Source organism: Terribacillus saccharophilus (genome assembly GCF_000725365.1).
In the GTDB taxonomy this organism is placed as follows: Bacteria; Bacillota; Bacilli; order Bacillales; family Amphibacillaceae; genus Terribacillus; species Terribacillus saccharophilus.
In genome coordinates this window covers 1662004-1684261 of the sequence record NZ_CP008876.1, presented here as the reverse complement: position 1 = coordinate 1684261, position 22258 = coordinate 1662004, and the positions used below count along the sequence as shown (strand labels likewise).

At 43.8% G+C, this 22258-nt stretch carries 20 protein-coding genes; 17 read left to right on the top strand and 3 right to left on the bottom strand.

The window, feature by feature from the left end; genetic code table 11:
* The first annotated feature begins 25 nt into the window (after positions 1-25).
* From rhaS to GZ22_RS08425, 15 genes are all read left to right on the top strand, one after another.
* A complete protein-coding gene (gene rhaS / locus GZ22_RS08495) occupies positions 26-1072 on the top strand; it encodes a rhamnose ABC transporter substrate-binding protein (RefSeq protein ID WP_038561131.1) in 1047 nt (348 codons plus the stop codon).
* A gap of 252 nt (positions 1073-1324) precedes the next feature.
* The gene (locus GZ22_RS08490; RefSeq protein ID WP_038561128.1) at positions 1325-1750 is read left to right on the top strand and encodes a DUF1801 domain-containing protein; all 426 of its coding nucleotides are present in this window, start codon (positions 1325-1327) and stop codon (positions 1748-1750) included.
* Between the two features lie 103 nt (positions 1751-1853).
* Entirely contained in the window at positions 1854-3329 is a 1476-nt protein-coding gene (locus GZ22_RS08485) for an L-fucose/L-arabinose isomerase family protein (protein WP_038561125.1), read from the top strand.
* A gap of 182 nt (positions 3330-3511) precedes the next feature.
* On the top strand, positions 3512-4861 hold the full coding sequence (locus tag GZ22_RS08480; protein WP_038561122.1) for an aspartate kinase: 1350 nt from the start codon (positions 3512-3514) through the stop codon (positions 4859-4861).
* Between the two features lie 762 nt (positions 4862-5623).
* Complete coding sequence (locus GZ22_RS08475; RefSeq protein WP_038561119.1) at positions 5624-7636, top strand: sigma-54-dependent Fis family transcriptional regulator; 2013 nt, start codon at positions 5624-5626, stop codon at positions 7634-7636.
* 18 nt (positions 7637-7654) lie between these two features.
* On the top strand, positions 7655-8557 hold the full coding sequence (locus GZ22_RS08470) for a phosphate acyltransferase (protein ID WP_051748140.1): 903 nt from the start codon (positions 7655-7657) through the stop codon (positions 8555-8557).
* 11 nt (positions 8558-8568) lie between these two features.
* Complete coding sequence (locus GZ22_RS08465) at positions 8569-9663, top strand: Glu/Leu/Phe/Val family dehydrogenase (RefSeq protein ID WP_038561117.1); 1095 nt, start codon at positions 8569-8571, stop codon at positions 9661-9663.
* Positions 9664-9681: 18 nt separating this feature from the next.
* Positions 9682-10764 (top strand): butyrate kinase, encoded by a 1083-nt coding sequence (gene buk, locus GZ22_RS08460; protein ID WP_038561114.1) that lies wholly within the window; start codon positions 9682-9684, stop codon positions 10762-10764.
* A gap of 12 nt (positions 10765-10776) precedes the next feature.
* Entirely contained in the window at positions 10777-12198 is a 1422-nt protein-coding gene (lpdA, locus tag GZ22_RS08455) for a dihydrolipoyl dehydrogenase (RefSeq protein ID WP_038561111.1), read from the top strand.
* Positions 12191-13216, top strand: a complete 1026-nt coding sequence (locus tag GZ22_RS08450) for a thiamine pyrophosphate-dependent dehydrogenase E1 component subunit alpha (protein ID WP_425427801.1) — start codon at positions 12191-12193, stop codon at positions 13214-13216. The genes lpdA and GZ22_RS08450 overlap by 8 nt, the downstream gene beginning before the upstream one ends.
* Positions 13217-13228: 12 nt before the next feature.
* Positions 13229-14212: an alpha-ketoacid dehydrogenase subunit beta gene (locus tag GZ22_RS08445; protein ID WP_038561108.1), complete on the top strand. Its 984-nt coding sequence runs from the start codon at positions 13229-13231 to the stop codon at positions 14210-14212.
* 13 nt (positions 14213-14225) lie between these two features.
* Positions 14226-15488: a dihydrolipoamide acetyltransferase family protein gene (locus tag GZ22_RS08440; RefSeq protein WP_038561104.1), complete on the top strand. Its 1263-nt coding sequence runs from the start codon at positions 14226-14228 to the stop codon at positions 15486-15488.
* A 67-nt stretch (positions 15489-15555) separates the two neighbouring features.
* On the top strand, positions 15556-15990 hold the full coding sequence (locus GZ22_RS08435) for a BrxA/BrxB family bacilliredoxin (protein ID WP_038561101.1): 435 nt from the start codon (positions 15556-15558) through the stop codon (positions 15988-15990).
* A 70-nt stretch (positions 15991-16060) separates the two neighbouring features.
* Positions 16061-17044: an aromatic acid exporter family protein gene (locus tag GZ22_RS08430; RefSeq protein ID WP_038561098.1), complete on the top strand. Its 984-nt coding sequence runs from the start codon at positions 16061-16063 to the stop codon at positions 17042-17044.
* Positions 17045-17074: 30 nt separating this feature from the next.
* Positions 17075-17614, top strand: a complete 540-nt coding sequence (locus GZ22_RS08425) for a L,D-transpeptidase (RefSeq protein WP_038561094.1) — start codon at positions 17075-17077, stop codon at positions 17612-17614.
* On the opposite strand, the gene GZ22_RS19110 is transcribed toward GZ22_RS08425, so the two are convergent.
* The gene (locus GZ22_RS19110; RefSeq protein ID WP_366249913.1) at positions 17589-17648 is read right to left on the bottom strand and encodes a hypothetical protein; all 60 of its coding nucleotides are present in this window, start codon (positions 17646-17648) and stop codon (positions 17589-17591) included. The genes GZ22_RS08425 and GZ22_RS19110 overlap by 26 nt on opposite strands.
* A gap of 159 nt (positions 17649-17807) precedes the next feature.
* Here GZ22_RS19110 and GZ22_RS08420 point away from each other — a divergent pair, with 159 nt between their 5' ends.
* Positions 17808-18935 carry a M20/M25/M40 family metallo-hydrolase gene (locus GZ22_RS08420; RefSeq protein WP_038561091.1) on the top strand — a complete coding sequence of 376 codons (1128 nt, stop codon included), beginning with the start codon at positions 17808-17810 and terminating at the stop codon, positions 18933-18935.
* Positions 18936-19017: 82 nt separating this feature from the next.
* Positions 19018-20250: a DNA polymerase IV gene (locus GZ22_RS08415; protein ID WP_038561088.1), complete on the top strand. Its 1233-nt coding sequence runs from the start codon at positions 19018-19020 to the stop codon at positions 20248-20250.
* A gap of 9 nt (positions 20251-20259) precedes the next feature.
* On the opposite strand, the gene rnz is transcribed toward GZ22_RS08415, so the two are convergent.
* On the bottom strand, positions 20260-21195 hold the full coding sequence (gene rnz / locus GZ22_RS08410; protein WP_038561085.1) for a ribonuclease Z: 936 nt from the start codon (positions 21193-21195) through the stop codon (positions 20260-20262).
* Positions 21196-21214: 19 nt separating this feature from the next.
* The gene (gene namA, locus GZ22_RS08405; RefSeq protein WP_038561082.1) at positions 21215-22237 is read right to left on the bottom strand and encodes an NADPH dehydrogenase NamA; all 1023 of its coding nucleotides are present in this window, start codon (positions 22235-22237) and stop codon (positions 21215-21217) included.
* Between the last annotated feature and the right edge of the window lie 21 nt (positions 22238-22258).

Genomic DNA, 22258 nt, shown 5'->3' with positions numbered 1-22258 from the left:
TAATAGATAATAAGGGGAGACCGAGATGAAAAAGTGGAGCAAATGGATTGCTATGATGCTGTTAGTAATGTTGCTGGCTGCCTGCAGCCAGGGAGCGCCTGAATCTAGCGGTGCATCTGGTGGTGGAGAGTCAAACGATGGACCGAAGAAATATGCTTTTGTATTTAAAAATACAGGCAATCCGTATGGTGAGAAAATGCTGGACGGTTTTGAAAGTACGATCAAGGAACTGGGCGGAGAAGTAATTCTGCGCTCACCAGATCAGCCAACTGCGGAAGGACAAATTCAGATAATCGAACAGTTGATCACGCAAAAAGTAGATGTTATCGCAGTAGCTGGAAACGATCCGGATGCATTGGAGCCGGCATTGAAAAAAGCAAAAGATCAGGGAATCAAAGTTTTGTCAGTCGATTCAGCAGTGAATGCTGCCAGTCGTGATATTCACGTGAACCAAGCTAACCCAGAACGCATTGGAAGGGTACAGATCGAAGCTGTATCTGAAATGATCGATGGCGAAGGTCAGATTGCAGTTCTGAGTGCAACAAGCCAGGCTACAAACCAGAATACATGGATCGAATGGATGAAGAAGGAACTTGAAAAAGAAGATTATAAAGATATTGAACTTGTAAAAGTGGCTTACGGAGACGATTTGCGTGATAAAAGTGTATCCGAAACGGAAGCATTGCTTAAATCTTACCCTGACTTGAAAGCAATTATTGCACCTACGACTGTTGGAATTGCCGCAGCAGGTAAAGTGCTCACAGACAAAGGTTTGGAAGGACAAATAGCTTTGACTGGCCTTGGCTTGCCAAGTGAGATGGCGACTTATATTGAAAGCGGTGTTAGCCCTTGGATGTACCTGTGGAACCCGATTGATGTTGGTAAAGGAGCTGCTTATGCTGCTTATGAACTGGGTGAAGGCAACATCACTGGCGAACTAGGAGAAAAAGTAGACTTACGTGATCTTGGTGAAGTGGAAGTGGTCGAAGACGGAGAAGGTACGCAGATTATGCTCGGAGATCCGTTCAAATTCGATGAAACGAATATCGATGAATGGAAGGATGTTTATTGATAAGTATTAGGCCGGGGAGCTTTTATCCCCGGTTTTTTACTAGCAAAATTCATGAAATAGATGTATAGATGGTATTACTAAAGCGGTGACATTTTTAGCACGCAGTCATTGATGTTTAATTGGTAAACAAATCTTACAAAAGGACATGGCAGGAAGCTTATCGAAATATAGAAGAGAAAACTTAATCTAAGGCCGTATAAAAAGCCATGCAAAATTAAATAACAAAAAGACTGGAAACAGGAGGAAAAATAGATGGGATATGAACTTAAAACAAAGGAAACAGACAATAGTGTGCTAGATTTTATCGATACTGTAGAAAATCCTAAAAAACGAGATGATGCTTATAAGCTTCTGGACATTTTTACAGAGGCAACGGGTCATGAAGCCAAGATGTGGGGTACGAGTATCATTGGATTTGGTTCTTATCACTACCGTTATGCAACCGGACACGAAGGGGATGCCCCGCTTGTTGGGTTTTCGCCGAGAAAAGCCAATATTAGTCTTTATCTGGCTCCGGGTGAACCTGATAGAGAAGAGAGCCTGCTGAAACTTGGAAAACACAAGACTGGTAAGGCTTGTGTGTACATTAACAAAACAGCTGATATTGATGAAAATGTCTTGAAACAATTAATACAAGACTCAGTTACTTTTCTAAGAGAAATGTATCCAGAATCATAAGGACTGATGCCAGCAAATTGAGCTGGCAATGTATTTGAAAGCGTTATCATTATTGAAAATAACTAGCGGGCAGCTTTTATCCACGTTTTTAGGAGGAGAGTACATGAAAAAAGCGAGAATTGGACTATATTCTGTAGGGTTGGAGGCTTATTGGAGTCAGTTTCCTACATTAAAAGAACGCTTGCTAGGATACAACCAGCATGTGAAGGACCAGATAGAGCAATGGGCAGATGTATGCAATTTCGGTCTGGTAGATTCGGAGCAAGCTGGCAGAACGGCCGGAGAATACTTTCAAGAGAATCAGGTGGATCTTATTTTCTGTCACGCCGCAACGTATTGTACGAGTGCTTCCATACTGCCGATTCATCGAATGTGTTCTGCTCCAGTCATTTTCCTTAATCTCCAGCCGACTCGCCAAATCAATTATGCAAAAACTTCTACTGAGGAATGGCTTGCACATTGTGGCGCTTGTCCAGTACCTGAATTTGCGAATGCGTGTCACCGAGCAAACATCTCATATCATGTTGTGAATGGTTTACTTGGACTCACAGAAACTCCATCTGTTTCTATAGCAAATGAAGTGACAGTTGAGGAACCGGAGGCAATTGCCGCTTGGGAACAGATCAAGGAATGGACTGTGGCAGCGACTGTTAAGCGCAGCCTGCAATATAGTAATTTCGGTTTTCTTGGAAACACATACAGCGGCATGCTGGATATGTACAGTGATTTTACTATGCTGCAGTCACAGCTGGGTATTCATGTAGACGTATTAGAAATTGGAGACTTAAAAGAACAATTAGAACAAGTGTCGGACGAAGAAATGCAGTCAAAACGAGCAGAAATAGAAAGTGTATTTACAATCAGTGATGATTCACACAGTGACCCGATTGCCAAGAAACCGACAGAGAATCAATTAAATTGGGCGGCAAAAGTGGCTGCAGCTGAGGAACAGCTCGCTGATCAAAGGAATTTAGCTGCTTTGACTTACTATTACCATGGTGCACCTGGCAGTGAGGAGGAAGCATTGCAGGCAGGAATGATTGTCGGGAACAGTCTGCTCACAGCTAAGCATGTACCATGTGCTGGAGAAGGAGACTTGAAGACAAATATTGCAATGAAGATCTGTGACTTACTCGATGCAGGCGGCAGTTTTGCTGAAATTGTACTTACAGATTATGTAGAAGGAACGATTTTGCTTGGTCATGATGGTCCATTCCATATAGCTATAGCAAAGGATAAGCCTATATTGCGCGGAATGGGTTTATATCATGGAAAGCAGGGTTCAGGAGTAGCTGTAGAAGCCAAAGTGAAAGCAGGCCCTGTTACTACATTAAATGTAACCCAGACAGTTGAAGGGAAAGTAAAATTCATAATCAGTGAAGGAAAGTCAATAGATGCTCCAATCATGCAAATTGGAAATACGCAGACCCATGTCAGCTTCAATGAGCATCCAGATACTTATATGACGAGATGGTTTAAGGAAGCCCCAACACATCATTGTGCACTGGCCGTGGGAAAGATAGCGTCTCAGCTTGAGAAAGTTTCCGTATTACTAGATGTAGAGTATGTGATTCTGTAAATTTTCCGTCCTCAAAATTACTATATTCTAACTGAACCGACTACACTTGTTAACTATAATTTAATTATGTTAACAAGTGTAGTCACTTTTTTCTCAAAATTATGTCTTTCATCTAGCCAGCAGAAGAAACTCTGTGATACTATTTTACCTATGTAAAGAAAAAGCGTAATGGAGAGAGACACATGAAGGTAGCAAAATTTGGTGGTAGTTCAGTAGCAAGCGCGGAACAGCTCCGCAAAGTAGCACAAATCGTGAAAGCTGATCAGGAGCGGAAGTTTATCGTCGTTTCTGCACCAGGTAAGCGAGATAAATCAGATACTAAGGTGACAGACTTACTTATTGCTATCGGAGAAGCGCATAGCAAAGGGGAAGACGTCAGTACACAGGTAGAAAGAGTTTTGTCACGATTTCGGTCCATTGTTGAGGAACTAGAGCTCGATAATAATTTGATTGAGCAAATAGCGGATCAATTGAAGGGCATCCTGTCTGATTCGATTCCTGCAGTTAATAAAATGGATGCATTAAAGGCGACAGGGGAAGATTCCCTTGCCAAGGTATTCAGTGCTTACCTCAATAAATTAGGCGTGCAAGCAGCGTATGTGAATCCTCAAGAAGCAGGCTTGCTTGTAAGAGAGGAATTAGGCGGTGCACGAATATTGGATGAGAGCTTCGAGCTTTTGTACAAGCAGCGTGACCGTGATGGAGTACTTGTCATTCCGGGCTTCTTTGGCTATACAAAAGAAGGTAAGCTTGCAACATTCCCACGGGGCGGATCTGATATTACCGGTTCTATCGTAAGTGCAGGCGTGAAAGCTTCTTTATACGAGAACTTCACCGATGTGGATAGTGTATACAGTGTAAACCCGAATATCGTCGATCATCCAAAAGAGATCAACACATTGACATACCGGGAAATGCGTGAGTTGTCTTATGCAGGTTTTTCGGTCTTCCATGATGAAGCACTGATTCCTGCCTTCCAAGCAAAAATACCAGTATGTGTGAAAAATACAAACAATCCTTCTGCACCTGGTACGATGATTGTTGCCGAAAGGGAAGTAGCTGGTAATCCAGTTATCGGGATCGCCAGTGATACAGGCTTTTTGAGTATCTATATCAGCAAATACTTAATGAACCGTGAGCTAGGGTTCGGACGGAAACTGCTGCAAATACTTGAAGAAGAGAATATTTCATTCGAGCATGCGCCATCCGGAATCGATGATATGAGCGTAATTCTCCGTGAAAGCCAGCTGCCGCCTGACAAAGAAGTTATTGTCGTTCGCAGACTTAAAGAAGAACTGCAAGCAGATCAAGTATCGATTGATCGTGATTTGGCTATGATCATGATTGTTGGTGAAGGAATGATCGAGACAATTGGTGTATCTAGCACTGCTACAAAAGCATTCACTGATGCGAATGTGAATATCGAAATGATTAACCAAGGGTCCTCTGAAGTATCCTTGATGTTCGGTGTAAAAGCACGTCAAATCAATGAAGCTGTGCAATCTTTGTATTCAGCATTTTTCCAGAAATAAAGAATCCGGGCAGCGTCTTTTCAGACGTTGTCCGGATTTTTAACTTTAAATCTAAAGAACTGCTATCTGGTATACTCCTCTTACGGCTTTTTAGCCCCTTTATAGCATTAGTGAAAACCTTCTTCAATCTTTTGAAAGGGTTTTCAATTATTTCTTTTAAACTTCAATTTATTTAAATCCCCAAGAATGATTCTTTAGTCTTTTAAAATTATATTGGATAAGCTCCCTTTTAATAGATCGATAATCAGTTTGTATATAGAAACTGTATATTAGTTCTATTGATTGTACTTACTCAGATGCTGAATAAACGGCAGGTATTGTCTGTTACTCAAAGGATGTTTCGATTTATTCTCCAATGGTAATCCTGTAAGTGGATTCAAACCTTATATTGCATGAAGGGTATAGAACTGACGGTTATATGAAGTGAGCATTTAAATAGCGGAGTATATCGAACAGAAAATTGTTTTCTATTTAATAAATGCAATACTTTGCAGAAGCAACTACGAAATAATGCATACTCACATTAGTGAGTCTTTTTAGTGGCAAGGATGTTTTCATTCCTCTAAAAAACATAGAGTTTTCCTTATTTATATAAGGGTTTCGTTCATTAACATCTTTGGGCGGAAATAGCGGGTTAGAGGTATGGATTTAATCAAAATTGAAGAGAAAGTCACTCCTTGCATGTCAAAAATCTTATTATTGCTAATTTCTGCAGACTAGTTTACGCTATATATGTGCAAAACTTTGCAGGATGTGATTATATTGAAACAATTACTTATTGTTGGAGCAGGAGAAGAAGCAGTTGAATTCATTAAATTGTTCCAACGGAAAAAAGGCTTTCGGATAGTTGGGATGCTAGTCAAACAACCAAGTGCAATCGTGAAATATCAAGCTGAACGATTAGATATTCTTCTCTGGAAAGACGTGACGGCGGAATCGCTTGATCATGTCGACTTTGTGCTGGAAACTTCAGAAAGATTAGCAGACTACCTTGAACCGACTTCCTGCAAAGCGGAAATCATATCCGGACAAAGTGCACAGCTGATGCTAGCATTCGCATCTCAAGAAGAGACAGAGAAAACTTCTACATATAATAACCAGCAGTTTCGCAGTAAAACGCTGGAGTACTTGCATGAGGGGGTCCTGTGCGTCAATCGTCAGGACGAGATTATATATATTAACGAAGCAGCCGAAAAACTGCTTGGCAGCAAGAAGCACCAAATGATAGGACAACCGATAACACGGATTCTGCCTAAATCGAGGCTGCCAGAGACTATTCGAAAAAGAGAGCGCTACGTGGATGAACAGCTAAGACTTCCTTCCGGTATTGAGATTGTCTATACCTGTGCTCCGATGGAAAATGACCAAAAGGAAGTAACTGGCGCCTTTACTGTAATGAAGAAAACAATTGATATAGTTTCTTTGGCAGAAAAACTTACAGATGCCAGAGAAGTGAAGTCGATGTTGGAAGCAATTATCGATTCTTCGCAAGAGGCGATCAGTGTAGTAGATGAAAATGGCATCGGTTTGATTGTCAATCCTGCTTATACACGGCTAACCGGATATACTTCTGAGCAGATAGTCGGGAAGCCGGCGATGACGGATATCATGGAAGGGGAGAGCTTGCATATGCAGGTTCTTCGGACACGCAGACCTGCCACGGGTGCTCGGTTGCGCGTCGGGAAGCACGGTAAGGAAATGATGGTCAATGCGGCGCCAATCATTGTTGATGGAAAACTTCGCGGAAGTGTTGGAGTGCTGCATGATATCTCAGAGCTGCATGAGCTGCAGGATGAAGTACAGCGAGCACGAAAGATTATCCGCAGTTTGGAAAACAAATACACATTGAATGATGTTATAGCTGATTCTGAAACGATGCAAGTCACACTCGAACAAGTCAAATTCGCTGTAAATGCAGATGCGCCATGTCTTTTGCGTGGAGATGCAGGTGTAGGAAAAGGTATGTTTGCAGCTATTATCCATAATGAGAGCAAACGACGCCATCGGCCATTTATCCGAGTAGATTGTACAGTTGGTGATGAACAAAGTTTAGAAAAACAGTTGTTCGGATCACTGCGTAACAGTCACGCTACTGGAATGATCGAAAGAAGTGACGGCGGCACTCTGTTTCTTGATGATATTGATGGCATGCCAATTCGTGTCCAGGAAAAGCTTTCAGATTTCATGGATACAGGCAAACTGCAGCTCGCCTCCGGGAAATTGAAACAAGTGGATGTTCGGATAATAGTTAGTGCGCGTCATCCGTTAGAGCGCGCCGTTTTCGAAAAACGTTTTTATGAACCATTCTTCGAGAGACTAAAGCGTATAACGATTTATATACCCGCTTTAGCTGAACGGATGAAAGATTTCGAAGGACTGTTATCCACAATTGTCCACAAGCAGAATCAGCTGCTTCAGTGTTCGGTTCAATCCATTTCTGAATCATCAATCGATGTATTGAAAGAAAAGAAATGGACCCATAATGTAAAAGAGTTGGAAACAACAGTGGCCCAAGCGATGACATTTCTGGAGAAGAAGGAACATGTCATCCAGCCGAAGCATTTGCAGATTTCTTCCTTGGATCAGCAGTCCTTTGCGGGCACATTACAGGAACAGGTGGAGAACCTGGAGAAGCAGCTGATTGAATCTGCTCTTCGGGCGAACGACTTCAATAAAAAAGCGACGGCAGATCAGCTTGGAGTGTCGATTCGTAATCTTTACTATAAGATGGATAAATATGATTTTGATAGAAGTGGCATGCAAGATTTTTCATAATGGGGAAGGAAGAGTACGATGCATAAGTTTACCGCTCTTGAAAAAATGGCGGCTGCGAAGCAGGGTTTCACTATTGCGATAGCAGCTGCAGATGATCCTTCCATTCTTAAGGCAGTAAAGAAATCGGCCGATCAGAAGATAGCAACATTTCTTTTGTATGGGGATATTGATCGGCTAAAACAGTTTATGAAGGAAGAACTGCTAACAGAAGATAACATTACCTGTATCCACGCGCCATCCGCAGACAGAGCCACAGATATGGCAATAGAAGCTTGGAAATCAGGCAAGGCGGATATGCTGATGAAAGGTATTGTCAGCACAGATGTGCTGGCGGGTAAGATATTGAAGGATAAAACAATGCTCAAGCCAGGCAGTATCCTGTCGCAGCTCGCCATCTTTGATATTCCTTCGTATCATAAGTTGCTTTTCCTGACGGATGCAGGTATTAATATTGCACCGTCGTTAGAAATAAAGAAAAAAATCTTGGACAATGCAGTATCTGTATACACGAAGATGCTCCACGCAGAACCTAAAGTCGCCGCACTTGCCGCTACTGAGAAGGTGAACTCTGCCATGCCGGCGACGACTGACGCTGCGCTGCTATCTGTCATGCAGCAGCGCGGGCAGATAACAAATTGTCAAATTGATGGTCCACTTGCACTGGACAGTGCATTATCATCTCAATCGGCTGCTATCAAAAAAATTGATTCGACTGTTGCGGGAGATGCGGATATCCTATTGGTCCCGGAAATTGAAAGTGGAAATATGCTATATAAATCATTTACCTATACAGCAGGAGCTGTAAGTGCTTCCTTGCTTGTTGGAACAAAATCACCTGTAATCCTCACATCCCGTGCGGACGACAGCAACAGTAAATATTTTGCAATATGCTTCGCAATAGCGGCAGCATCACTTGCCTAGGAGGAACTAAGATGAAAATCTTTGAAACGTTGGAACAATACGATTATGAACAGCTAGTCCTTTGCCAGGATAAAGAATCCGGTTTGAAAGCGATCATCGCAATCCATGACACAACATTAGGTCCGGCTCTTGGCGGTACAAGAATGTGGACATATGCAACAGAAGAAGATGCAATTGTCGATGCACTGCGTCTGGCAAAAGGTATGACATATAAAAATGCAGCTGCAGGCTTGAACCTTGGCGGAGGAAAGACTGTTATTATCGGAGATCCTAAAAAAGACAAAAACGAAGCAATGTTCCGAGCATTCGGTCGTTATGTACAATCTCTAAATGGTCGCTACATCACAGCAGAAGATGTTGGTACGACTGTAGAGGATATGGAACTTATCCATACAGAAACGGATTTCGTAACAGGTATCTCAGCTGAATCTGGATCATCAGGCAATCCATCTCCAGTAACAGCTTACGGCGTATACAAAGGAATCAAAGCGTCTGCTAAAGAGGCATTTGGTGATGACAGCCTGGAAGGTAAGACAATTGCTGTCCAAGGTATCGGAAATGTTGCTTATGCTTTGTGTGAACATCTTCATGCAGAGGGCGCAAAATTGATTGTGACTGACATTAATAAGGAAGCTGTCCAGAAAGCAGTGGAAGCATTCGGAGCAACTGCGGTAGATCCGGATGATATTTACGGCGTTGAATGTGATATCTTTGCTCCTTGTGCTCTAGGTGCAGTAATCAATGACGATACATTGCGTGTGTTGAAAGCGAAAGTAGTAGCTGGGGCTGCAAACAACCAGTTGAAAGAAGAACATCACGGACAAATCCTGTTCGAACGCGGTATCGTTTATGCACCTGACTATGTGATTAACTCCGGCGGTGTTATCAACGTTGAGGATGAACTCCACGGCTACAACAGAGAACGTGCACTTCGTAAAGTGGAGACGATTTATGACAGCTTGCAGCGTGTATTCGAAATCGCTAAGCGTGATGAAATTCCGACTAGTATTGCTGCTGATAGAATGGCTGAAGAGAGAATCGAAACAATGCGCAAATCCAGAAGCCAATTCCTGCGTAACGGCCACCATACTTTAAGCAGAAGATAATAACGAGGGGGAAACCGCGTGCACACAGCAGAAAACCGTATTTTAGCTATTAATCCAGGTTCTACTTCTACAAAAATCGGTGTGTTTGATGACGAGCATAACATTTTTGAGCGAGTAATCCGCCATGATTTAGAAGATATTGGTGGATATGAAAGAGTGATGGATCAGTACCAGTTTCGGAAACAAATCATTTTGGATGCATTGGATTTCGAAGGTATCAACGTATCCAAGCTAACTGCGGTCTGTGCACGCGGCGGACTGCTCCGTCCGCTTGAGGGCGGTACATATCGTGTGAATGAAGCAATGCTTGCTGATCTTAAAGCAGGCTATAATGGCGAACATGCCTCCAATTTAGGAGGATTGATTGCTTATGAAATTGCAAGCAGTCTTCATATTCCTGCTTTCATCACAGACCCTGTTGTGGTAGATGAATTGGATCCATTGGCACGGCTCTCTGGATTGCCAGGTGTAGAAAGAAAGAGCATCTTCCATGCATTGAATCATAAAGCAATTGCACGGAAAGCGGCAGCTGCCAAGGATAAGATCTACGAGGAAGCAAATATTATCGTCGTTCATCTTGGAGGCGGAATTACTGTCGGTGCACATCATCATGGACGCGTGATTGATGTGAACAATGGATTGAGCGGGGAAGGGCCATATACACCCGAACGCGCAGGGACAGTTCCTGCTGGTGATTTGATTGAGCTGGCGCTGACTGGTGAGTACACGAAGGATCAGCTTCTAAAGATGCTGACAACCAAAGGTGGTTTCATGGGTTATCTCGGCACCAATGATGGAAGACTTATTGCTGACCGGATTAAAAAAGGCGATCAAGAAGCAAGAGTGATATTTGAAGGCATGGTTTATCAGACAGCGAAAGAGGTTGGGGCTATGAGTGTTGTGCTTTCTGGAGAAGTCGATGCTATTGCAGTCACTGGCGGACTAGCTAATGATGAGCTGTTTATCTCCATGCTGAAAGATCGGGTGAGCTGGATTGCAGATGTGCTTGTGTATCCAGGTGAAAACGAGCTTCGTGCTCTGACTGAAGGTGCGCTTCGTGTCATGCGAAAAGAAGAAGCGGCAAAAGTTTATGTCGTATAGGAGGCAGAAACAATGGTAAGAGAATATGACATTGTCATCTTAGGAGGCGGTACGGGCGGATACGTGGCCGCTATCCGTGCTTCCCAATTAGGTTTAAAGACAGCTATCGTGGAAAAAGCAGAGCTTGGCGGAACTTGCCTGCACCGAGGCTGTATCCCATCCAAGGCATTGCTCCGTTCCGCTGAAGTTTACCGGCAAACAAAGGAAGCTGCAGCTTTCGGTATACATACAACAGATGTACGCCTGGATTTTTCAGGAGTACAGCAAAGAAAAGAAAAAATCATCGATCAGCTGCATCGCGGTGTTCAGCACTTGATGAAAAAAGGAAAGATTGATGTTTTTCAAGGATACGGCAGAATTCTCGGACCTTCTATCTTCTCTCCGACAGCAGGAACCATTTCTGTGGAATTTGCCGACGGCAGTGAAAATGAAATTCTACTTCCCAAAAACGTAATCGTTGCAACAGGTTCCTCTCCGCGTTCTTTACCGGGTATCGACTTTGATGAATCTAGAATACTTAGTTCTGAAGGTGCGTTGGCGCTGCAAGAGCTTCCGGAAAGCATGACGATTATCGGTGGCGGTGTTATTGGAATCGAGTGGGCATCAATGCTTCATGATCTCGGTACAAAGGTTACTGTACTTGAATATCAGGATCGGATCCTGCCTACTGAAGACGAACATATCAGCAAAGAAATGTTTAAGCAGCTCAAAAAGCGCGGTATCGTTATCCATACGAATGTGCAAGTAGAGAGTGCTGCAGCTGATGATAACAAGGTAACGGTCAAGGCGCAGATGAACGGAGAAGAGCAAGTTTTCGTTTCTGATAAGATTCTCGTCTCTGTTGGTCGTACGGCGAATGTAGGAGACATCGGGCTGAAAAATACTGATATCCAGTTATCAGAGCAAGGTTTCATCCAGACGAATGCTTTTTACAAGACGAATGAATCTCATATTTATGCTATCGGCGATTGTATCGGCGGTATGCAGCTGGCACATGTTGCCTCCAGAGAAGGCATCATCGCGGTCGAGCATATTGCAGACGTTCAAACGGAAAGCTTGGATTACAGCATGGTTCCGGCTTGTGTATACAGCTTCCCGGAAACAGCAAGTGTTGGTTTGACAGAAGCACAAGCGAAAGCGGAAGGTTATACGGTTAAAACAGGAAAAATGAGCTTCCAGGCAATCGGAAAAGCATTGGTATACGGCGAGTCTGAAGGCTTTGTGAAAATCATTGCCGATGAGAAGACAAACGACCTGCTTGGTGTTCACATGATTGGTCCTCATGTAACTGACATGATCTCAGAAGCCGCACTTGCCAAGCTGCTTGATGCAACACCTTGGGAAATTGGTCAGACGATCCATCCGCATCCGACACTCTCGGAAATTATCGGAGAAGCGGCACTTGCGGTCGATGGAGAGCAAATCCATGGCTAAGCTATTGAAGAAAGGGGGAGCGGCGATGTCAGAAACAAGACATGCTTCTCTAGGAATATCAGACGAAAAAGTATTGGAAATGTATAGATGGATGCTCCTGGCAAGAAGAGTAGATGAACGTATGTGGCTCTTGAACAGAGCCGGTAAAATACCGTTTGTTATCTCTTGTCAAGGACAAGAAGCAGCGCAGGTTGGCGCTGCAATGGCACTGGATAGAGATATCGATTATCTTTTGCCTTACTACCGTGACTTAGGTTTAGTAATGCCATTTGGTATGACTTCGAAAGATTTGATGCTCTCTGCATTCGCAAAAGCGGAAGACCCGAACTCCGGCGGTCGTCAAATGCCAGGACATTTCGGGAAGAAGTCTTCTCGAATCGTAACTGGCTCTTCCCCAGTGACAACACAAGTACCGCATGCTGTTGGTTTTGCGCTAGCTGCCAAAATGGAGAAGAAACAGCTGGTTAGCTTTGTAACATTAGGTGAGGGATCCTCAAACCAAGGTGACTTCCACGAAGGCTTGAATTTTGCGGGTGTTCATAAATTACCGGTAATTACGATGGTTCAAAATAATAAATATGCCATCAGTGTGCCTCAAGAAAAACAGCTCGGATGTGTGAATGTGTCTGATCGAGCTCAAGGATATGGCATGCCTGGATTCACAATTGACGGTAATGATCCTTTAGCTGTGTATCAAACTGTGAAAGAAGCGCGCGAGCGTGCACTGAATGGAGAAGGACCTACGCTTATCGAGACAGTAGGCTACCGTCTCACACCGCATTCCAGTGATGACGATGATATGACATACCGAGAAAAGCAAGAAGTCGAGGAAGAGCGTAAGAAAGATGGCTTGCTGACATTCGGTGCCTATCTGCGTGAAACTGGAGTTCTGACAGAAGACTTGGAAAAGCAAATGGAAGAAGAAATTAAACAAATCGTAAATGAAGCTACAGACTATGCTGAGCATGCTGAAGATCCGGAGCCGGAATCTGCACTGCTTCATGTGTATGCCGATTAAGGGGGAGAAACAATGCCAGTAATGTCCTATATCCAGGCGATTACGCAGGCGATGCGTGAAGAAATGGAAGCAGATGAAAAAGTATTTGTATTAGGAGAAGATGTCGGGAAAAAAGGCGGGGTGTTCCGAGCTACAGATGGCCTGTATGATACATTCGGAGCTGACCGTGCATTGGATGCGCCACTTGCAGAATCAGCAATCGCCGGTGTTGCAGTAGGTGCTGCAATGTATGGTTTAAAGCCGATTGCTGAAATGCAGTTCGCTGACTTCATCATGCCGGCGGTTAACCAAATCGTCTCTGAGGCAGCAAAAATCCGTTATCGTTCCAATAACGATTGGACATGTCCTGTTACGATACGTGCTCCATATGGCGGCGGTGTACATGGTGCGTTATATCATTCCCAATCCGTTGAGGCGGTTTTCGCTAACCAGCCTGGCTTGAAAATTGTTATGCCGTCCACGCCTTATGACGCGAAAGGTCTTTTGAAAGCAGCTATCCAGGATCCGGATCCAGTTTTGTTCTTTGAACATAAACGTGCTTATCGTCTCATCAAAGGCGAAGTGCCTGCTGATCCGTACACTTTGCCGATCGGGAAAGCAGATGTGAAACGCGAAGGTTCCGATATAACGGTTATTACGTACGGGTTATGTGTGCATTTTGCACTGCAGGCGGCTGAAAAGCTTGCTGCTGAAGGCATCGAAGCACATATCCTTGATTTGCGTACCATTTATCCGCTTGATAAAGAGGCGATCATCGAGGCTGCTTCCAAGACAGGTAAGGTTTTGCTTATTACAGAAGATAACAAAGAAGGCTCGATCATTGGTGAAGTTGCAGCTATCATCGGAGAGAATTGCCTCTTCGACCTGGATGCGCCAATTCAGCGACTGGCAGCACCGGATGTGCCAGCGATGCCTTATGCGCCTAGTACAGAGAAATACTTCATGGTTAACCCTGCTAAAGTAGAAGCAGCCATGCGAGAATTAGCGGAATTCTAAACGAGGTGTAATGATGACGATAGAAAAAATAACAATGCCAAAGCTTGGTGAAAGTGTCACTGAAGGTACGATTAGCACGTGGCTCGTCAAACCAGGTGATCAAGTTAATAAATACGATGCAATTGCAGAAGTGATGACAGATAAAGTCAATGCTGAAATCCCCAGCAGTTTTACTGGTGTGATCAAAGAATTGAATGTGTCCGAGGGTGATACGGTCGAAGTAGGGGCATTGATTTGTACAATTGAAACAGAAGAGGCAGGAGAGAAGAAGGAAACAAATAATCCTTCAACTGCTGCAGCTGAAACAGAATCAAGCAGTACTGCTACTGAAGATACAGCGATGAAATCACGTTATTCTCCGGCAGTTATGCGGCTTGCACAAGAAAATGACTTGGACCTTTCTGCTATAACAGGCACCGGGAAAGGCGGACGGATTACACGCAAGGACGTCGAAGCAATCATCGCGTCTGGTGAAAAGCCGCAAAAACAAGAGCAAAAGCAAACAGCAACTGCAGAGACTCCATCACCTGTACGAGAGCAAACAACTGAACCAGCACAAATAACACAGTCAGACGCTGCTGGTAAAGCTATACCAGTTACCGGTGTTAGAAAAGCTATTGCAAATAATATGGTTAAAGCAGCAACTGAAATTCCTCATGCATGGATGATGGTGGAAGTGGATGTTACAAATCTGGTTGCTTACCGTAATAAGGTAAAAGATACATTCAAAGAAAAAGAAGGGTATTCGCTAACTTTCTTTAGCTTCTTCGTAAAAGCAATCGCACAGGCACTGAAGGAATTCCCTCAGCTGAACAGCTCATGGGCAGGCGATAAAATCATCCAGCATGATGACGTGAATATTTCTATTGCGGTAGCAAAAGAGCAGGAATTATTTGTTCCGGTCATCCAATCTGCTGATGATTTGAGCGTAAAAGGTGTTGCAAAACAAATTACGAATCTTGCTAAAAAAGCTCGTACAGGCAAACTAACAGCAGCTGACATGCAAGGCGGAACATTTACGGTGAACAACACTGGCTCATTCGGTTCAGTTCAAAGCATGGGCATCATAAACTATCCTCAGGCTGCAATATTGCAAGTGGAATCAATTGTAAAACGACCAGTCATCATTAATGATATGTTCGCTGCCCGTGATATGGTGAACTTGTGTCTCAGCCTCGATCATCGAGTCCTTGATGGTTTGATTTGCGGACAGTTCATGGCCAGAGTGAAAGAGATTCTGGAAAACGTATCCGAGTCAACGATGCCGGTTTACTGAGTTCATAGAAATTGAAAGAGACTGAAATTGCTGATACACTTAAAATAGTGTAAAAGGAGGAATACCGATGGCAGATTTCAGAATGTTTATGAATGATATTGTAACGACTGCTAGGAAGGATCTTACCGATGCAGGATATACAGAATTAACAACACCGGAAGACGTGGATACCACGCTTAAAAACTCCGGAACGACACTTGTAATGATCAACAGCGTTTGTGGATGTGCCGGCGGGATTGCTCGCCCTGCAGCCGCGCATAGTCTGCATTATGACAAGCTCCCTGATCAGCTTGTGACAGTTTTCGCAGGTCAGGATAAAGAAGCGACAGAGAGAGCTAGACAATATTTCACAGGCTTTCCGCCAAGTTCTCCGTCATTTGCATTCTTAAAAGACGGCGAAATTGTTACGATGATCGAACGTCATGATATCGAAGGTCATGAGCCGATGGAAGTAGTCAATAGACTGCAAACATTGTTCGATGAGCATTGTAAAGAAGTTTGACAGAAGAAGTCCCCATCCTTTGGATGAGGGACTATTCTGCTTTTGATCACTATTGACGAGGAGCACCAATGTGAAAATAGGTTACCGAACGATTAAGACTGCGCTAGGAACACCGCTTGCGATATGGATAGCGGAGCTTCTGCAGCTGGAAAACAGTGTATCAGCAGGTATCCTGACGATTTTGTGCACTCAAGTAACGAGGAAAAAATCCTTTTTGGCCGCTTGGCATCGAGTGGCAGCCTGTTTGTTGGCAATCGTACTGTCTTTTTTGATTTTCGAGACAATCGGCTTCCACCCGATCAGTATCGGCATCTTGCTGCTAGTCTTCATTCCGATTACTGTCATGCTGCGTATCTCGCCGGGAATCGTATCAAGTGCTGTAATCATTTTGCATTTATATAATTCTCACAATATCACGCTGGATTTAATCGTTAATGAAATTATCCTTATAACTGTCGGGATAGGCGTGGCTCTCATTGTGAATTTGTATATGCCAAGCCTGGAAGCTACGATCCGACGTAAGCAGATTATTCTTGAACGGAATTTCACGAAGATTTTAGAAGAGGTGGCGCTGTATCTTCGAGAAGGGGATCAGTCTTGGTCAGGGGAAGAAATCACTCAGACCGAAAAAGTTCTGAAAGAAGCAAACCAGCTTGTCGGCAGGGATGTGGAGAATCATGTGCTCAGGTCAGAGCATCCATATTATGATTATTTCGAGATGCGGACAAAGCAATTTGCAATACTGAAACGAATTCTTCCACTTATAAGCAGACTTCCGGAGACGTCTTATTCACAGTGCGAGCAGCTGGCTCATTTCTTTTCCGGTCTTGCTGATTCAGTACATCCGGGTAATACGGCTGTACTGTTCCTGGAAGAACTCGAGTCGTTGCGACAGTCCTTTGATGAAGATCCGCTTCCAAAGACAAGAGAGGAATTCGAAACGCGTGCCCACTTGTTACAGCTATTGTACGAAATGAAGAACTACCTGGAATTGAAACAATCGTTCAAAGAAAGCGATGTACAACATAGAAATAGACAGAGGAAGCCACAATAAGAGCATAACCACCTTTAAGGAGATGTTCTTATGCGTACGATGCTTGTAGCTTTAACTTGTCTGTCTATCCTTTCCCCCTTATGGCCGTTTGGGGAGAATCCAGTGCCAGGAAGCCCGCTTATCATCGTCAACAAAACGACAAATCAGCTCGCCTTTCTTGATGATGGAAAAGTGATTAAAATATATCCAGTTGCCACTGGAAAGACACCTGAAGCTACACCTGAAGGATTATTTATGACATTGTTCAAAACAGAGTATCCTGCCTATACCCGTAAACAAATTGCAGGTGGTGACAAAGACAATCCACTAGGAAGCAGATGGATTGGTTTCAACGCGAATGATACACAAGGACGTACTTTTGGTATTCATGGGACGAATAGACCGGAGTCCATCGGCAGTCGAGTTTCAGCAGGCTGTATACGGATGCGGAACGAAGATGTTGAAGAACTATTTGAACAAGTTCCAGTCGGAACGAAGGTTAGAATCATGACAGGCTGGAAGTCGTTTGAAGAAATTGGGGTAGAAGATGGAGCTATTTTGTCTCCTAGAAGACAAAATAGCTCAGGGTGATTGCGAGTGTGGAAATAAGCATCGTGAATATCATCAAGTAAACCATGAATTTCATGGCAAAATTCTGCTTTGATCTTTTTTTATTATGCTTGGCCATTGAAGTGGATTCCCCCTTATCTGTTTATGTCCATTGTACAGGGAAGCGGCTAAGGGGACAAGGAGAAACCAATAGATAGAATAGGAGTACATAACTATGATAAAAGTAAATGAAAATCGTTTGGTCGAAGAGTTTTTCGAATTAGTCAAAGTTGACTCGGAAACAGGGAATGAAAAAGAAATCTCTGAAGTGCTAAAAAGAAAATTCACTGAACTAGGCGTTAAGGTTCAGGAAGATGATTCTATGGGGAAAACCGGACATGGCGCTAATAATCTAATTTGCACATGGGAAGGGGAGGTCGAAACAGCTGAAACAATCTATTTCACTTCTCATATGGATACAGTGGTTCCCGGTCAAGGAATCAAACCTCAGATCAAGGATGGATATATTACAAGCGACGGCACAACAATTCTCGGAGCTGATGATAAAGCTGGGCTCGCTGCAATACTTGAAACGATCAAAGTTTATAACGAGCAGAACCTGCAGCACGGTACAGTGCAGTTCATAATCACAGCTGGTGAGGAATCCGGACTTGTCGGCAGCCGGGCACTAGATCCATCCCTGCTGACAGCTTCATTCGGTTATGCAATTGACAGTGATGGCCCGGTGGGTGACATTGTCGTGGCAGCTCCAACTCAGGCGAAGGTGCTTGCTAAGATTTATGGCAAGACTGCACATGCTGGTGTGGCACCTGAAAAAGGAATTTCTGCTATAACATTAGCAGCAAGAGCAATTTCGAAAATGCCTCTTGGAAGAATTGATGAAGAAACGACAGCGAATATCGGAAGCTTCGCTGGTGGTAAACAGACAAACATAGTTTGTGATTACGTCGAAATCCTGGCCGAAGCAAGATCCTTGGAAACGGGTAAGATGGAAGAGCAAGTTGAGAAAATGAAACGTGCTTTTGAACAGACTGCCGAAGATATGGGCGGCAGAGCAGAGGTAGAAGTGAAAGTGATGTACCCAGGCTATAAGCAGCAAGCTGGAGACCGTGTTGTCGAAGTTGCTCGTGCTGCGGCGAAAACCATTGGACGCGATAGCAACTTAACAAGAAGTGGCGGCGGCAGTGATGCGAATGTGATTGCAGGCTTTGGAATTCCGACTGTCAACCTGTCTGTAGGCTATGAAGAAATCCATACAACTAATGAGCGTATTCCAGTAGCTGAATTGGTTAAAACAGCTGAACTGGTAGCAGCCATCATCCGTGAGGTTGCGAACAGCTGATAAATAGGAGGCGCATACCTCCTATTTTTTTTGCAAACATGATATAATAAGAACGACAGTTCGCATCGAGAGGAGGGACAGCATGCAAGCAAAGGGAAGGGCAATTTTCCATGTGGATATGAATAGTTTTTATGCTTCGGTTGAGATGGCATACGATCCATCGCTCCGTGGAAAACCGCTCGCCATCTGCGGAAACCCTGCCGAGCGGAAAGGTATCGTTGTGACAAGCAGTTATGAAGCGAGGAAGAAAGGTGTCCGAACGACGATGACGCTATGGGAAGCGAGGCGGTTATGTCCTGAATTGCTCGTGCTGCGCCCAAACTTTGAACGGTACCGGAAAGCATCCAGCGAGATGTTTAAAATTTTGCAGGAAGTGACACCTATTATTCAGCCAGTTTCCATTGACGAAGGATACATGGATGTAACGGATTACGCTCATCTGGGATCTTCTTTGGAAATTGCCCAAACAATTCAGGACCGTATCTTGAAGGAGCTGGATTTACCATGCAGCATCGGTATCGCTCCAAACAAATTTCTAGCCAAGATGGCTTCCGATATGAAGAAGCCGTTAGGTATTACAATATTGCGAAAGCGTGATATCCCTGAATTGCTATGGCCGCTTCCAATTGAAGAAATGTACGGTGTAGGAGAAAAAACTGCTGAGAAAATGAGGTCGCTCGGCATTAAGACAATCGGTGACTTAGCTCATAAGGATAGATATCAGCTGAAACGAGTCTTCGGTGTAAATGGAGAGAGATTGGCCAATCGTGCCAATGGTTTAGATGATCGACCGGTTGATCCGGAAGCAGTGAACAGCTTCAAAAGTATCGGAAGCTCACAAACACTACCGCAGGACACGACAGATGATAAAGAATTAGATAAATTATTACTGGACTTATCCAAAAGCGTGGAGAAACGCATGCACCGAAAAGAAGCGATTGCAAAAGGTATTCAGCTGATGATTCGTTATCATGACCGAAAGACGATCACCCGAAGTATGAAGCTGCAGCATTTTATGGAATCGGCGAACGAGGTGTTCAATCATGCGCAAAGCTTGCTGCAAAAGCATTGGAACGGGGAACCCATCCGTCTCTTAGGTGTCAGCGTTTTTGATGTGGCAGAAAAGAAAGATGTCGGCAAACAGCTTGATCTGTTCACCTACGAAAAAGAAGCATCAAAAGAGGGCTTATATCAGGCGATTGATCAACTGACAGCTAAATTTGGAAAAAATCCTTTTCGAACCTTACATTCATCAGCATCTGATAGTATGAGAACCAGCTTCCAAAAGGATTTTCTGGATGATTATAAAAAATAGCAGCGATTCTCATGAATCGCTGCTATTTTTAGGTATATCAAAGACGCGCATATCTTCTGCCAGCTCTGTTTCAGGGAAAACAGTCCGAGCTTGTTCTGTTAATAGCTGTGCATCGTCTTGGTGATATCGTGCTGAGATATGAGTCAGAATTAATTTTTTCACATTTGCATCGTTAGCTAAGCTTGCTGCTTGTAAGGCGGTTGAATGTCCATAAGCCTTCGCCATTTCTGGTTCATCTGCGGAAAAAGTTGCCTCGTGGACGAGAATGTCAGCGTCCTCCACATTATCCTTAAGTTCAGGCAGATATGTTGTATCACCTAAAATAGCTATTTTTCTGCCTGGCTTGTCCGGTCCGACAACATCAGATCTTTTAATTTTCTGCCCATCAGGTAATTCAGTTATTTCCTGGTTTTTGATTTGACGATAAATCGGACCAGGAAAGATACCCATTTGTCTGAGCTTCTCTACTTTAAGTTCTCCTTGTACAGCTTTTTCTTCTACGATATATCCAAGGCAGGGGACGCCATGAGAAAGCTGTACGGCATCAACAGTCCAGCCTTCATCTTCAAAAATCCGACCTGGTTCAATCTCGTGGATGATTAGAGAGCTTGCCACATTACTGCCGCTGACACGCAGAGAGACTTCGATGAATTCCTTGATGCCTTGTGGTCCGTATACTTCGAGCTGCAAATCGGACTGCTGGAACGATCGCGTAGATAATAAACCAGGCAATCCATATATATGATCCCCATGCAAGTGAGTGATGAAGATTTTTTCGATTTTACCAGGTTTCAATGGTGAATAAAGCAGCTGATGCTGGGTTGCCTCGCCGCAATCAAACATCCAGACTGCTTGCCGCTCCTGCGGCATCGACAGACAAATGCTAGTTACATTCCGATCTTTCGATGGCAGTCCTGCACCTGTTCCAAGAAAATGTAGTTCCATAATAAAAAGCCTCCTGCAGTTACCAGCCTCTCTTATAAGTGGCCGGTGCTTCCAATCTATAGTTCAGCTGTTCGGCTGCTTCGAGCGGCCAATACGGATTTCGCAGCATTGCGCGTGCGACAAAAACAAGGTCAGCACGTTCATTTTGCAATATCTCCTCAGCCATTTGTCCGTTTGTAATTAGGCCGACAGCTGCAGTATCGACAAGAGCATGCTTTCGTATCCGTTCTGCATGAACCACTTGATAGCCTGGGTACACAGTCGATGGGCCCTCAGGGACTACTCCTCCTGTGCTGCAGTCGATTACATCGACACCTTGTCGTTTCATTTCAATGCTGTAGTAAATAAAATCATTTATGCCATTGCCGCCTTCTGCATATTCATCAGCTGAAATACGGACGAATAATGGACCATCCCAAACTTGTTTGACTGCATCGAGCACTTCTCGAAGAAAACGGTATCGATTTTCTCGTGCCCCGCCATATGCATCAATTCGTTTGTTTGTCAGTGGGGAAAGAAACTGATTGATAAGATAGCCATGAGCAGCATGAATTTCGATCACATCGAATCCTGCTTCCTTTGTTCGAATTGCTGCCTTGCGATATGCATCGACCAAATCACTAATCTTTTCTTCTGTCAAAGCTTCCGGTGCGACTGACTCACCATCCCATGGCAAATTACTTGGTGCGACGATGGGATTTTCCGCTCTTGATTTTCTGCCGGCATGGCCAAGCTGAATACCACTTTTGCTGCCATGAGCTTGGATTCTTTCACTAACAGTGCGAAGTCCTTCTATATGTTCATCAGACCAGATGCCGAGATCTTGATCGGATATTCTTCCTTCCGGTGTAACAGCCGTAGATTCCAAGAAAACAAGTCCAGCTTGCCCAATCGCCCTGCTTTCATAATGGGTGATGTGAAAAGGAGTGACTTTGCCATCTTTTTCTTCGACGCTGTACATGCACATCGGGGAGACGACAATGCGATTTTTAAAGGTACGATTTTTATATGTGATAGGCTGAAATAATTTAGGTGTAGCCATTGTAGGACCTCCGATTGTTTG

Bases quoted from the DNA above. Each gene is read 5' to 3' on its own strand.
- GZ22_RS08420 (WP_038561091.1), top strand. From the start codon at position 17,808: ATGATAAAAGTAAATGAAAATCGTTTGGTCGAAGAGTTTTTCGAATTA.
- GZ22_RS08450 (WP_425427801.1), top strand. From the start codon at position 12,191: ATGGCTAAGCTATTGAAGAAAGGGGGAGCGGCGATGTCAGAAACAAGA.
- rhaS (WP_038561131.1), top strand. From the start codon at position 26: ATGAAAAAGTGGAGCAAATGGATTGCTATGATGCTGTTAGTAATGTTG.
- GZ22_RS08490 (WP_038561128.1), top strand. From the start codon at position 1,325: ATGGGATATGAACTTAAAACAAAGGAAACAGACAATAGTGTGCTAGAT.
- GZ22_RS08470 (WP_051748140.1), top strand. From the start codon at position 7,655: ATGCATAAGTTTACCGCTCTTGAAAAAATGGCGGCTGCGAAGCAGGGT.
- namA (WP_038561082.1), bottom strand. From the start codon at position 22,237: ATGGCTACACCTAAATTATTTCAGCCTATCACATATAAAAATCGTACC.
- rnz (WP_038561085.1), bottom strand. From the start codon at position 21,195: ATGGAACTACATTTTCTTGGAACAGGTGCAGGACTGCCATCGAAAGAT.
- GZ22_RS08435 (WP_038561101.1), top strand. From the start codon at position 15,556: ATGGCAGATTTCAGAATGTTTATGAATGATATTGTAACGACTGCTAGG.
- lpdA (WP_038561111.1), top strand. From the start codon at position 10,777: ATGGTAAGAGAATATGACATTGTCATCTTAGGAGGCGGTACGGGCGGA.
- GZ22_RS08480 (WP_038561122.1), top strand. From the start codon at position 3,512: ATGAAGGTAGCAAAATTTGGTGGTAGTTCAGTAGCAAGCGCGGAACAG.
- GZ22_RS08440 (WP_038561104.1), top strand. From the start codon at position 14,226: ATGACGATAGAAAAAATAACAATGCCAAAGCTTGGTGAAAGTGTCACT.
- GZ22_RS08425 (WP_038561094.1), top strand. From the start codon at position 17,075: ATGCGTACGATGCTTGTAGCTTTAACTTGTCTGTCTATCCTTTCCCCC.
- GZ22_RS08465 (WP_038561117.1), top strand. From the start codon at position 8,569: ATGAAAATCTTTGAAACGTTGGAACAATACGATTATGAACAGCTAGTC.
- GZ22_RS08415 (WP_038561088.1), top strand. From the start codon at position 19,018: ATGCAAGCAAAGGGAAGGGCAATTTTCCATGTGGATATGAATAGTTTT.
- GZ22_RS08445 (WP_038561108.1), top strand. From the start codon at position 13,229: ATGCCAGTAATGTCCTATATCCAGGCGATTACGCAGGCGATGCGTGAA.
- GZ22_RS08485 (WP_038561125.1), top strand. From the start codon at position 1,854: ATGAAAAAAGCGAGAATTGGACTATATTCTGTAGGGTTGGAGGCTTAT.